The organism is Enhydrobacter sp., from assembly GCA_025808875.1.
Lineage (GTDB): Bacteria > Pseudomonadota > Alphaproteobacteria > Reyranellales > Reyranellaceae > Reyranella.
The window spans coordinates 1,924,959-1,937,316 of record CP075528.1 but is presented as its reverse complement, the minus strand read 5'-3'; the positions used below and the strand labels follow the sequence as shown (position 1 = coordinate 1,937,316).

Here is a 12,358-nt window from a genome sequence, read left to right as displayed (position 1 = left end):
CTCTCAGCATCGACCCGCCCGGCGGATGAAGCGAGCCTAGCGACCCCCGAGCGGCCTTGTCAAAACGTCACGAGGGCTGCGAATGGGGCCAGTCGGGCACGTAGAAGTCGCGCCCCGGCACGTAGGCACGCTGGATCTGGTCGGGATTGCGGTTGACCAGCGGCCGAGCATAGAGCGGATGGGTCAGGCTGCGCACCTCGTGTTCGATCTCGAACAGCACCGCGCCGGATACCGGCTCGACGATGCGCTGGAAGCGGTATTGCCAGCGGCTGCTCTCCTGAGTGACCAGCCCGCGCACCGACAATTCACGGTGCGGGCGCGAGAAATGCGCGATGTAGATCTGCACGTGATGGCCGTCGTAGTCCGGGATGCGACGCGCCGTTTCGCGAAACACGAACTCCTGACCCTGGCCAACGCCGACGCGCGCCACGCCCGCCTCTTCCGTCGCGAGCGCGCCGAACACCTCGCGATAGAAGGCGGCAATGCCCGCGGCGGCGCCCGGCGGCACGTCGAACTCCACATAGGCCATGCCGAGTTGCATGGTGCCCGGCGCCCGATCGGCCGGCACGTGACACCGGACGACGTTGCCCCAGGGACAAGTCGCCTCGACGAACTCGTTGGTCTCGCGAAAGGTAAAGTGCGTGCCCTCGAGCATCGGTCTGACGCGGGCCAGCCGCGCCAGCAGCCCCTCGCGGTCCGGCAACACCAGCCCGACGCGACCGCGCAGCATCTGCGGCGCGCCAGTCGGCAGATGGAACTGCGAACGGCCGACATTGACCCACATGTTGTCCGTGCTGGTCATCATGTACGGATCGCGCGTCAGCCCCAGGCCGGAGACGTAGAACACGGTAGCCGGCCCCTGGTCGGGCACGCGCACGTTGACGTGCTCCAGCGCGACGATGTTGCCGATATCCTCGGCGGCGCGATTGTACAACTCGGTCATGGGCGCCTCCCTCGCGACCATCATAGCGCATCGGACAGCGGGGGTGGTCCTTGCCGCGTCCACCGGGGGGCGCGTCTGGACCATCTGGTTCGACGGCGGCCGGCAGGGCATGGCACGCTTCGACGAAGCCGCGCTGGTGCTCGAACGCACGGTCGAAGACGACGACGGCAAGGCCTCCTGACCACGTCGCGCGCCGCAACGCTTTCGTCACTGCCGCGTTTCCTTTCCTGAACCGGCAGGACAGGAGACGGTATGGCGACCAGCGACCCGCAGCGGAAGGAACTCGCGGATCTCGAGCTCAAGCTCGCGGGCGCCCGGCGCGCCGCCGCGGCGCCCGATGCGTCGGAGCGCGAGGTGTCGGATCTCAAGCTGATCGAGCAGGAATACCTGGCCGCGCAGCAGAAGGCGCGTCACGCCTCACCCGAACGCAAACCGGCACCGGACACGCTGAAGGAAAAGGTCGATCGCAAACTCGACGCGGCGCTGAAGGACAGCTTCCCGGGCAGCGACCCCGTTTCCTTCGTCGAGGCGGCGCCGGAAAAGAAGGATCGCACACTCCCCGAGGTCGAGGCGAAGACTTCGCCGAAGAAGACGCCGTAGCCGAAGCGTCCTACCATCTCGCCACATGCCACGCGGCGGGCCGTTGGCAGTCGCGGCCATGAACACCGAGCCCCGCCCGGCGCGCCATCAGCTCCTGCGGCAGGAAGCGGAGTGTGCAGTTGCTATGGGCCCAGGGCCTGGCCTTGCCGGACCATGGCCGCGCCGATGTCACCGCTGACAACCGCGTGACCTGGCCTGCGACGGGGTGGTGCTGGATGGGCATCTGGACCGACACCGGCTGCCGGAAAGCCGCCATCACGGCGAGAGCGACAAACACGACGGCCAGTAGCGTGCCGCCAGTGTGGCCAGATAAACAGTCGCCCCGGGCCGCTTCAGCGCGCGCCAGCCCGCGGCGTAGCGGTCGCCGTTCGCCTTTGCGCCAAGTCTCGAAGGAAACGATGTCGGGCCACGCCCGCAGATATTCATCGACGTCACCTTGCCCGACGCGGAGACGCCGCCCGATGACAGCCAGCAAAGCCCGGAATGTTTCAATCGCAACGCACGGAGCGACGTCGATCGATGCCGTGGCGCCACGGAAACATCGGAGCGGCAACAAAAAAGGCGGCCCGTGGGCCGCCTTTTCCGTATCGATGCGGATCGTCTTACTGAATTACGATCTCGACGCGGCGGTTCTGCGGCTCGCGCACGCCGTCGGGAGTCTGGACCAGCAGACCCGCCTCGCCGCGGCCGATGACCGAGATGGCCGTGGCCGGCACGCCGTCACGCACCAGCGCATCCTTGACCGAATTCGCACGACGCAGCGACAGCGCCATGTTGTAGGCCTCGGGGCCCGACGTGTCGGTGTGGCCGGTCGCCGTGATGCGGGCGTTGCCCTTGGTCTTGTAAGCGTTGGCCGCCTGCTTGATCGTGTTCAGGGCCTGCTGCGAGAGGTTCGAGCGGTCCCAGTCGAAGAACACCATGAACGACGGAGCGGCAGGCTGCGGCGGTGGCGGCGGCGGAGCGGCCGCGGGAGCGCCGAAGCGGAGCTGAAGGCTCGCCATCACGCTGAAGTTGCTGTTCGAGTAGTTGCCGCCACCCGAAACGAAGTTGCCGCCGACGAAGCCGGAGAAGTTGTAGTTCGGGTTGGTCGTGCCGAAGTAGCGGCCCTCGAGGTTGACGCGGAACTGCGGATCGACGTTCCAGCCCACACCGAGGATGCCCTGGTAGGCGAACTGGGTGCTGTTGCTGCTCTGGTTGCCGACGCCGACCTGGGTGAACGCCACACCGGCACCGGCACCGATGTAGGGGACGATCACGCCGCCGGCGTTGAAGTCGTACAGGACGTTACCCATCGCCGCGATGTTCCGCGCCGTCAGGCCGGTCGAGCCGAAGCCGCCGAAATTGATGGTGCCGGTGTTCTCGCGATACATGCCTTCGAGCTCGACGCGCGGCCCGACGAAGTCGTAGCCGATCATGCCGCCCGCGGCCCAGCCCGTGTCGAAGCTGAGATTGGCGGCTGCGGACCCGAGGGCACCGCCGTTCACCGAGAAGTTCGTGGTGGTCGAATTGTTGAGCAGCCAGTTCAGTCCACCGACGGCACCGACATAAAAGCCCTCGTACTGCATGTTTTGGGCATGCGCCGAAAGCGGCGCGACCGCCAGCACGGTGGCGGCAATCAAGGTTTTTCTCATTTCAAATCTTCTCCCCGGATGGCGCGTAAGGTGCGTCGCAGCAGTAAGACCATACCCTTCTTACTACTACAAGTCGGGCCCTGCAATCGGGACACCACCAGAGTCGTTCCACTGTGGCCACTTTGCAACACTGTCCGGGCGGCCAAAAAGGACGCCCCATCAAGGGTCTGACGGGGCGAGTTTCTCATGAAGTACTCTACACAGTCCTAATGCATCCTTTTCGCTGCCGGTTCAATCTCCATCTGCAACCTGGCACCTCGTCTACATCCCCTGCCCGCCCGCCACCGTGACGGTCTGCCCGGTCACCCACGAGGCGAGCGGCGAGGCGAGGAAGAGCGCGACGTTGGCGATCTCCTCGGGCGTGCCCATGCGGCCGAACGGAATCGAGGCCAGTGTCGTGGAATAGAGCGTCGGGTTCTCGGTCTTGCGGCGATCCCACAGGCCGCCGGGAAAATCGACCGATCCCGGCGCGATGCAGTTCACGCGTATGCGGTCCTTGGCGTACATCGCCGCCTGGGTGACGGTGTAGTGAATCACCGCCGCCTTGATGGCGCCGTAGGGCGGCTGACGCGCCGCCGGATGCAGCGCGGCGATCGAGGAGATGTTGATCACGCTTCCCTTGCTCGCCTTGAGCGCCGACAACGCCTCCTGGGTGGCGTTGACGATCGCCAGCATGTCGACCGCGAGGTTGGCGCTCCACGACTTGTCGTCGTCGCTCGACCCGAAGGCCGAGGCGTTGTTCACCAGCACGTCGACGCCGCCGAGCGCCGCCGTCGCCTCGCGCACATAGGCGCGCACGGCGTCGGCCTGAGCGAGGTCGACGCTCGCGGCGTGCGCCTTGCGGCCGAGTTTCTCGATCTCCGCCCTGGTCTCCGCCAGCGCCTTCGGATCGCGGGCGCAAATCGATACGTCGCCGCCTGCCGCCGCGAAACCCAGCGCGATCGCACGACCGATGCCGCGGCTGCCGCCACACACGATCGCCTTCTTTCCCGCGAAATCGATTTTCATCGCACCCTCACGCCTTTTTTTTCAGGGCGCGGAGAATACCTCAAACCGGTCCGACGACGAGGGGCTCGGGCAGCGACCTCGGCAACACGCCAAGAGCGCGCCCGGCAGCCTGCAGGGCGACGATGTAGCCGTAGGGTCCGAGGCCGCAGATCACGCCCGTCACGGCCGCCGACAGTCTCGAATGGCGGTGCAGCTCGTCGCGCGCATGGATGTTGGAGATGTGAACCTCGAAGATCGGGCCCTCGAAAGTCTTGAGCGCGTCGAACAGCGCGACCGAGGTGAAGGAATAGCCCGCGGGATTGAAGATCAGTGCCTGCGCCGTGCCGCGTGCGGCCTGGATGGTGTCGACGAGCACGCCCTCGTGGTTGGACTGGCTGAAGTCGAGGTCGACGCCGAGCAGGCTGGCGAAGTCACGGCAGCTCTTCTCGATGGCGGCGAGCGTGGTCGAACCGTAGATGTGCGGTTCGCGCACGCCCAACAGGTTGAGGTTCGGTCCATTGACGATGCAGATACGGGTGGACATGGCTACTCCCGGCTGGAGGAAAGGCGCGCGCGCACGGCCAGACGCACCTGGACATCGACGGCGCCGTAGCCGCGATAGCCGCGCCGCTGGACGATCTCGAAGAAGCTCTCGAACGGACGCCGATAGACCTGCAGGTATCCGGCGTCGCCATCGCGGTCGGAGAGGCAGCCGTGCGTCACGCCGACGCCCGAGAATGCGGTCGCGATCGAGGTCTTCATGCCGCGCCTCCCTGGCGCCCATGACGAGCGAGGCACCTCACCCCGCGTCCACCCGGCTATCGCCTCGCCGCGCCGCCGCAGCGGCGAAGGTCTGTCTCATGCGTCCGAGATCGGCCGTGCACCCGGTGAACAGGCTGAACGATTCGGCCGCCTGGTGGATGCACATCCCCGCCCCGCCCATCGCTACCGCACCGCGCGCCCTCCCCGCCAGCACCAGCTCGGTCTCGAGTGGCGTATAGACGACGTCGGCGAGCCAGTGACGCGCATCGAGCTCAGCGGCCGGCACGGACATGCCGGGCGGACCGCCCGCCATGCCGACCGGCGTCGCATTGACCATCCCGTCGGCCCGCGCCAGCGCCGCCGCGCCGTCGTGCACGATCTCGCAGCGATGGAATCCGACGGCGGCCACCAGCCCCTTCGCCTGCGCCGGATCGAGATCCGCCACCAACAGCCGCGCGAGGCCGAGATCGAACAGCGCGAAGGCGGCGGCACGGCCGGCCCCACCAGCGCCGACCAGCAGCACGGTCCTGCCGGCGACGCGGTCGCGGCCGATCGTCTCCTCGACGCTGCGGCGAAAGCCGGTTCGGTCGGTGTTGTGACCCGCGGCGCGGCCGTCGCGATCGAAGACCACGGTATTGACCGCGCCGATCTCGCGGGCCTCCGCCGACAGCGCATCGAGCAGCGGCACCACCGCCTCCTTGCACGGATAGGTCACGTTCAGCCCGGCGAAACCCGCGGTGCGCGCCGCCGCCAGCAGCGTCGGCAGGTCGCGGCCCACCAATCGGTCGAGATCCATCAGGTGGTAGTGGCCGATCAGGCCCACGGCGCGGCACGCATCCTCGAAGAGCGACGGCGACAGCGACTTGCCGATATTGGCGCCGATCAGGCCGACCAGGACAGCCTCGCGCATTCGCTTGCTCCTTGGCCACCGGTCCGGCACGACCGCGGCGACATCAATTGTGTACCAAACAGTACATTTGTCAACGAGGCGGCGACGCTCGGGTCGAAGGTGTTACGGAGCGGGCGATCAAGTCGACGACCTCGGCGCGGCGCGCCGCCAGCGCGCGTGGCGAGGCCATGTCGCGCTTGAAGATGGTCGAGAAGGTGGCGCGGTTGGCGATGTTGAAGATGCAGAGGGCGCTGATCGACATGTGCAGCGAGACCGGATCGATGCCGCGCCGAAACACGCCCGCCTTCTCGCCGCGCGCCAGCAGGTCGCGCAGCCTGTCGATCACCGCATTGTTCAGCCGCCGAATAGCCCGCGAGCGCGCGAGATAGACGCCGTTCATGATGTTCTCGTTCATGACGAGGCGGACGAACTCGGGATGGGCGTTCTGGTAGTCGAAGGTGAAGGCGACCAGCCGGCGCAGCGCCTCGTCCGGCGCCCGGTGCTCGAGGTCGAGCGAGCCCTCGATGGTGCGGATGCGGCCGTAGGCGCTCTCGAGGACGGCGATGTAGAGCCCCTCCTTGCCGCCGAAATAGTAGTAGATCATCCGCTTGCTGGTCCGCGTGCGGGCGGCGATCTCGTCCACCCGCGCGCCGCTCAGGCCCTTGTCGGCAAACTCCCTGGTGGCGACATCGATGATGTCGCGCCGGGTCGCCTCGGGATCGTTGACTCGCCGCGCAGCACGCTGCCGTGCTCTCGCCATCTTCGCCCTTCGCTCCGTCAGACCACGCAGCCGTGATGCGCCGACGACACCAGCCGCACGTACTTGTCGTGCACCGAGCCCGGACGCAGCCTGGCTTTGAGATCGGGCGGTCGCCAGTCGGCCATGCGCCCGGAGATTTCGGCGTCGGGCAGGTCGAGCGTGAGCGTGCGCCGGCCGGGATCGATGACGATGGTGTCGCCGTCGCGCACCGCGGCGATCGGGCCGCCCTTCGCCGCCTCGGGCGAGATGTGGCCGATCAGGATGCCGTGGCTCACGCCCGAGAAGCGGCCGTCGGTGATCAACGCCACGTCGGCGCCGAGCCCGCGGCCCTGGAGCTGGATGGTGAGCATCACCATCTCCGGCATGCCGGGCCCGCCGACCGGACCGACATTGCGCACAACGACGACGTTGCCCTTCACGATGTCTCCGGCGCGGATCGCCTTCATCGCGTCGGCCTCCGAGTCGAAGACGCGGGCGGTGCCGCGGAACTCGCCCTTGTCCAGCGTCTTGCCGGAGAGTTTGAGCACGCAGCTCTCGGGCGCGAGGTTGCCCTTGAGCACCGAGATGTGGTTGTTCGGCGGCGCGATCGGTTCCTTCACCCGCCGCACGATGTCCTGCCGCGGCAGGTCTTCGAGATGCGGCACGTCGGCCAGGTTCTCGGCGAGCGTCCGGCCCGATACCGTCATCACGTCGCCGTGCAGGAAGCCCGCGCGCAGCAGTTCCTTCATCACCACGGGCACGCCGCCGATCGCGTGCAGGCTGGTCATGGCATAGGGCCCGTGTGGCTGCAGGTTGGCGAGCAGCGGCACCCTCTCGCCGATCGCCTGGATGCGCTCGATGCCGATCGCCACCTGCGCCTCGCGCGCGATGGCCAACAGATGCAGGTACATGTTGGTCGAGCCGCCCATGGCGTAGACCGTGGCGATGGCGTTCTCGAAGGCGCGCTCCGTCATGATGTCGCGCGGCCGGATGCCCTGCTCGATCAGGCGCCACAACGCGTCGACACTGGCGTGCGCCTGGGCACGCACGTCGGCGTGGATGTCGCTGCCGGCCTCGTAGTCGGCCGGATGCGAGGCGCCCCTGGGCAGGATCATGCCGATCGACTCGGCGATGGTGCTCATGGTGTTGGCCGTGAACATGGCGCCGCAGGTGCCGCTGCCCGGCAACACGTTGCGCTCCAGCGCCGAGAACTCCTCGTCGGTGATGCGGCCGGCCTCGTGCGCGGCGCGGCCTTCCGCATAGTCGAGGATGGTGAGGTTGGTGCCCTTCTTCGCCCACGGACCGAAATCGACTTTCCCCGGTGAGGACGTGCCGGGATAGAGCACCAGGCCGAAGGCGTTGGTTCGGGCGAGCGGCATGAGCGCGGCGGCCCCTGTCTTGTCGCAGCCCGAGATCACGATCATGGCGTCGCCGTGATGGGCGTAGTGGCCGATCTCGAAGCAGTCGGCGGCGACGTCGCGCGACACCAGGCTGTAGCCCGCGGTCGGAGTCCCTTGCGTCAGCGCGTCCGACACCGCGGGTGCGCCGACCACCAGCCCCTGCCCGCCCTTCTCGCCGATCAGCTCGACCAGCAGGTCGGTGATCTGGCGCACGCGGTTGTTGCAGCGATGGGCGTTGGTCCATGCGCTGGCAATCGTGACGATGGCGCCCGCTTTGGCGATGCGGTCGGGATCGAACCCCGCCGCCCGAAGCTCGACGCGCGATTTCTTCCAGTAGGTGCTGCTGTCCTGTTGGGTCATCTTAGAAACCTTAGCATGCGCCGCGGCCTCGTTAGCGCTTCGCGAGGAACTCCGCCGCGAGCTGCGCCCACTCCTCGGCGAGTGGCCCCGTCGCGGCCTCCCTGCGCGCCCGGCGGTACCAATAGCCGGCGTTGGCGAGATCGCCCTCCTGGCGATGGAGATGGGCATGCACCCGGTCGCAGTCGCCTTCGCCCTCATGCGCCTGCACGACCTCGTGCGCGCTCTTCCAGTCGTCGCGCGCCAGCCACCACAGGGCTCGCAGCGCGGGCGGAAATTCCGCCGGCGGCTCGCCGGCCGCGGCACCCGCCCGGAACTCCTCGATCGTCGTCATGGACCGGAGACTACAGCTATAGTCGCCCGCCTGAACAGATCGGGGGAAGCATGGAGCTCAGGGGCGCGGTCGCGGTCGTCACCGGCGGCAACGGAGGGCTGGGCCAGCGCATCTGCCACGCGCTGGCGGCCGAGGGCTGCCATGTCGCGGTGGTCTGTGCGCAGAGCCGCGACCAGGCCGAAGGCGTCGCGCGGGAACTGGCGCGGCACCAGGTCTCGGCCGCCGCCTTCGCCTGCGACGTCACGCGGCGCGACGAGGTGCAGAAGCTGGTCGACGACGTGCTGGCGCGCTTCGGGCGGCTCGACATCCTGATCAACGACGCCGCCTACAACAAGGCCATCCCGTTCAAGGACCTCGACGGCATGACCTACGACGAATGGACGAAGATCATCGACATCAACCTCACCGGACCGATGCTCACGAGCAAGGCGGTGGCGCCGGTGATGAAGCGCCAGGGCCGCGGCCGCATCGTCAACATCTCGTCGGTCGCCGGGCTGGGCCCGACCGGCTCGTCGATCGCCTACGCGGTCTCCAAGGCTGGCCTGATCCATCTCACCAGGTGCATGGCGGTGGCGATGGCTCCCGAGGTGCTGGTGAACTGCGTCGCGCCGGGCCTGCTCGAAGGCACCCGCGCCACCGCGAACCTGCGGCCCGAGCAGGTCGAGGCCGGCCGCAGGCAGTCGCTGCTCGGCAAGGCCGCCGACAAGAACGACGTCGCCGACCAGGTGGTCACCATGTGCCGGACCGAAACCATGACCGGCCAGACGATCGTCATCGATTCGGGCCGGACGTTTCATTGAACCGTTGATTCAGGTCAACGCGCGTCGGATTGATCCGGCATTGCATGCGATCTTTCGGAGGGAGGTCGCATGTTCCGCCACATTCTCATACCGATCGACGGCTCGGCGCATGCCAAGCGGGCCCTGGAGCGAGGCGTCCTGCTCGCCAAGGAAGTGGGCGCCCGCGTGACCGTTCTCACCGTGATCGAGCCGTTCCATCTTCTCTCGATGGATTCCCGTCGCGTCTCGCCGAGCTGGACCGCTCTCGAGCGGCAGGCCGAGGCGGCGGCCGTCAGACTTCTCGCCGAGGGCGACAAGGTCGCTCAGAAGCACGGTGTTGGCTACGCCACGCAGTGCCGCCGCCACGGCCAGCCCTACAAGGCGATCCTCGAGGCGGCGACGAAGGGCCGATGCGATCTGATCGCCATGGGCTCTCACGGCCGACGCGGCGTCGCCGCCCTCGTCCTCGGCAGCGTCGCCACCAAGGTGCTGACCCACGGCAAGGTTCCGGTGCTGATCTTCCGTTAGATGTGCTGCAGCGTGTTGTCGGTGCCGATGATGTGGCGGCCGACCATCTCGACATGCGGCCACATCGCCTGCAGGTGCTGGCTGGCGCTCATGGCGTCGCGGAAGCGGCGCTCGAACGGCTGGCTGTCGAGGATTGCCGTGGTGCCGGCGGCGCGGTAGCAGGCGATCGACACCTCGGTCGCCTCGTTCATGCCCCAGGTCGTGGCGAGCCGCAGCCGGAGGCGCCGGTCGACGTCGAGCCTGCCGCCGGCGGCCGCCTCGTAGACCTCGCCGATCGCCTCGTGCAGGAAGGCGCGCGCGGCCGAAAGCCTGGCCTCGAGCTGGGCGACCTCGCGCTGGATGGCGTTGTTCTGCGCCATCGCGTTGGACGACGCACGGCTGTGCTTACCGCGTGCCAGCTCGACGTAGAATTCGTGCAGGCGCCGCGCCACGCCGAGGGTCACGCTGCAGAAGCCCGAGGCGTAGAGCAGCGTCGACATGATGGTGTAGAGCGGTCCCGTCTCGCGCCGCTCCGCGAGCGCATCGCGCGCCGGCGCCATTTCGTCGGGCACGAAGAGACCATCGACCGTGTAGGTGTCGCTGCCGGTGCCGCGCAGGCCGAGCACATGCCAATCGTCGGTAATACCGGCGTCGGCGCGCAGGAAGACGAACGACCGGTCGTCGGGCCGGCCATGTCGCATGTGCGGCGTGCCGTCGGGATTCTGGACGGCGCTGTGCGCGCCGAGCCAGCGCGTGTGGCGCCCGCCGCTGGCGAAGCTCCAGCTGCCGGTCAGGCGGTATCCGCCTTCGACGCGGATCGCCTGGCTCTTGTTGTGGCGGGCGCCCCAGGCGAGCCCGTCGCGCGGATCGCCGAACACCTTCCTCGCCGTCTCGTGCGGCATCGCCGCCGCCGACGTGGCCGAGGAAACATTCGACTGGTTGACGAACCAGGCGACCGAGGCGTCGGCCCAGGCCAGCGCCTCGCAGGCTTTCGCATAGTCGAGCAGATCGATCTCCTGCCCGCCGAGGCTCCGAGGCAGCAGCAGGCGCAGCATGTCCTGCGCCACCAGCGCCTCGACCACTTCGGGCGTGAGCTCGCGCCGGCGATCCATCTCGGCGCCGTGCGCATCGAGCAGCTTCTGCAGCCCGCGCGCCCGGTCGAGGGCGCCAGCGGCGGCGGGCGGCAGGCGGCTGTCCATGCGGTTCTGCTCGTCCCGGCTAAATGAACATGTCGCGCTGGTTGTAGTTCTTCAGCAACGCCGCGCGGTTGGCCTCGGTCCAGCGGCTCTCGTCCTCGCGACCCGCGAGCGGCCTGTAGACGTGCGGCGTCTCGTGCGGGAAGCGCTGGCGGCGCGCGTCGATGGCGAGCTGCAGGATGCGGCAGCGCGCGTCGATACGCTCCTGGGTGTAGGTTTCGACCGCGCCGTGCAGGCGGCGCGTCGTCACGTTCAGCACGCGCCGCCGCGGGAAGAACCCGGCATTGAGCGTGATGCGCCGGTCGGCGGAGGAATTGGCGAAGGAGCCATGGACGAGCTGGCGATTGGTGACGATCGTGTCGCCGGGATTGCACAGCATCGGCACCGCGCCCGCGATGCGCTCCGAGCCGCTGTCGGCGACAAGCTTCCTGATGTCGACGCGGTTCTGCCTGTGCGTACCCGGCAGCACCCAGACGCAGTTGCCGGCCGTGCTGGCATAGAGCTGGGTCATGAAATTGAAGCCGTGCGCGCCCATGTCCCAGTCGGGTGCGTTCCAGTGCGTGGTGCCGTCGCGATGCCAGGCGACCGACGGGCCGAGCCCCGGCTCCTTGACGAAGGTGACCTCGTTGTAGGGCACGAAGTCATCGCCCAGGATACCCGCCGCGACGGCCAACAGCCCCGGATGGCCGTAGAGCCGCAGCACCGCGTCCATCAGATGCAGGTTCCCGTCGAGCAGCTCGACGGTCCAGGCCGGCCCTTCCTCCCCTAGACTGGGCTGGCTCATGGCCACCGGATGGCGTCCGTTGTTCTTGTCGGTGCCACCGACCGGGTCGCTCAAGGGCCTGGCCCAGCGATAGGGCGGCCTTAGGATGCCGGTCTCGCGAACCGGCCGGCCGAGGCGATCGACATCGGCGTCGGGAGCGACAGGAGCTCGCGCCAGGCAAGCATCGACGTCGGCGCGCAGTTCGGCCAGCTCTTCCGGCCCGACCACGCCTTCGAAGACATAGAAGCCGTGCGTCCAATAGGAGTCGAGGATCACCGGATCGAGCCTGCCGCCGGCAGTGAAACGGATCGGGCCGCGATTGCCGAGTGCCCGGGCTCGCGCCTCGCCTTCCCGCGCATAGTCGCGCATCAGCCGCGCGTGCTCGGCGGCCGTCAGAGTCGGGTGGGCGGCAACGGGAGATTCGGTGGCTTCAGTCATCGCCATGAGATGACCTCCTGGGCTGGCCGCAGT

General features: G+C 68.1%; 15 protein-coding genes. 4 read left to right on the top strand and 11 right to left on the bottom strand.

Translation table 11 applies throughout. The features are described 5' to 3' along the window. Positions 1 to 67: 67 nt before the first annotated feature. Complete coding sequence (locus KIT25_09680; protein ID UYN97175.1) at positions 68 to 943, bottom strand: hypothetical protein; 876 nt, start codon at positions 941 to 943, stop codon at positions 68 to 70. Here KIT25_09680 and KIT25_09675 point away from each other — a divergent pair. Further along, complete coding sequence (locus KIT25_09675; GenBank protein UYN97174.1) at positions 942 to 1,124, top strand: hypothetical protein; 183 nt, start codon at positions 942 to 944, stop codon at positions 1,122 to 1,124. The genes KIT25_09680 and KIT25_09675 overlap by 2 nt on opposite strands. Positions 1,125 to 1,195: 71 nt before the next feature. After that, positions 1,196 to 1,543 carry a hypothetical protein gene (locus KIT25_09670; protein ID UYN97173.1) on the top strand — a complete coding sequence of 116 codons (348 nt, stop codon included), beginning with the start codon at positions 1,196 to 1,198 and terminating at the stop codon, positions 1,541 to 1,543. A 602-nt stretch (positions 1,544 to 2,145) separates the two neighbouring features. Here KIT25_09670 and KIT25_09665 read toward each other — a convergent pair. From KIT25_09665 to KIT25_09630, 8 genes are all read right to left on the bottom strand, one after another. Then, complete coding sequence (locus KIT25_09665; GenBank protein ID UYN97172.1) at positions 2,146 to 3,174, bottom strand: OmpA family protein; 1,029 nt, start codon at positions 3,172 to 3,174, stop codon at positions 2,146 to 2,148. A 261-nt stretch (positions 3,175 to 3,435) separates the two neighbouring features. Continuing rightward, on the bottom strand, positions 3,436 to 4,182 hold the full coding sequence (locus tag KIT25_09660; protein UYN97171.1) for an SDR family oxidoreductase: 747 nt from the start codon (positions 4,180 to 4,182) through the stop codon (positions 3,436 to 3,438). 40 nt (positions 4,183 to 4,222) lie between these two features. Then, complete coding sequence (locus KIT25_09655; GenBank protein UYN97170.1) at positions 4,223 to 4,705, bottom strand: 3-dehydroquinate dehydratase; 483 nt, start codon at positions 4,703 to 4,705, stop codon at positions 4,223 to 4,225. Positions 4,706 to 4,707: 2 nt separating this feature from the next. Continuing rightward, positions 4,708 to 4,923, bottom strand: coding sequence for a hypothetical protein (locus KIT25_09650; protein UYN97169.1), 216 nt, complete (start codon positions 4,921 to 4,923; stop codon positions 4,708 to 4,710). Positions 4,924 to 4,960: 37 nt separating this feature from the next. Next, positions 4,961 to 5,833: a shikimate dehydrogenase gene (locus tag KIT25_09645; protein ID UYN97168.1), complete on the bottom strand. Its 873-nt coding sequence runs from the start codon at positions 5,831 to 5,833 to the stop codon at positions 4,961 to 4,963. Between the two features lie 70 nt (positions 5,834 to 5,903). Next, on the bottom strand, positions 5,904 to 6,572 hold the full coding sequence (locus KIT25_09640; protein UYN97167.1) for a TetR family transcriptional regulator: 669 nt from the start codon (positions 6,570 to 6,572) through the stop codon (positions 5,904 to 5,906). Positions 6,573 to 6,589: 17 nt separating this feature from the next. Next, on the bottom strand, positions 6,590 to 8,311 hold the full coding sequence (locus KIT25_09635) for a dihydroxy-acid dehydratase (protein ID UYN97166.1): 1,722 nt from the start codon (positions 8,309 to 8,311) through the stop codon (positions 6,590 to 6,592). A gap of 31 nt (positions 8,312 to 8,342) precedes the next feature. Continuing rightward, positions 8,343 to 8,642, bottom strand: a complete 300-nt coding sequence (locus KIT25_09630) for a hypothetical protein (protein UYN97165.1) — start codon at positions 8,640 to 8,642, stop codon at positions 8,343 to 8,345. A 50-nt stretch (positions 8,643 to 8,692) separates the two neighbouring features. On the opposite strand from KIT25_09630, the gene KIT25_09625 reads away from it, so the two are divergent. Both KIT25_09625 and KIT25_09620 read left to right on the top strand, forming a co-directional pair. Further along, positions 8,693 to 9,442, top strand: a complete 750-nt coding sequence (locus KIT25_09625) for an SDR family oxidoreductase (GenBank protein UYN97164.1) — start codon at positions 8,693 to 8,695, stop codon at positions 9,440 to 9,442. Between the two features lie 69 nt (positions 9,443 to 9,511). Continuing rightward, entirely contained in the window at positions 9,512 to 9,949 is a 438-nt protein-coding gene (locus tag KIT25_09620) for a universal stress protein (protein ID UYN97163.1), read from the top strand. Here KIT25_09620 and KIT25_09615 read toward each other — a convergent pair. After that, complete coding sequence (locus KIT25_09615) at positions 9,946 to 11,127, bottom strand: acyl-CoA dehydrogenase family protein (protein ID UYN97162.1); 1,182 nt, start codon at positions 11,125 to 11,127, stop codon at positions 9,946 to 9,948. The two genes, KIT25_09620 and KIT25_09615, sit on opposite strands and share 4 nt — an antisense overlap. A gap of 19 nt (positions 11,128 to 11,146) precedes the next feature. After that, a complete protein-coding gene (locus KIT25_09610; protein UYN97161.1) occupies positions 11,147 to 12,331 on the bottom strand; it encodes a phytanoyl-CoA dioxygenase family protein in 1,185 nt (394 codons plus the stop codon). Positions 12,332 to 12,358: the final 27 nt, after the last annotated feature.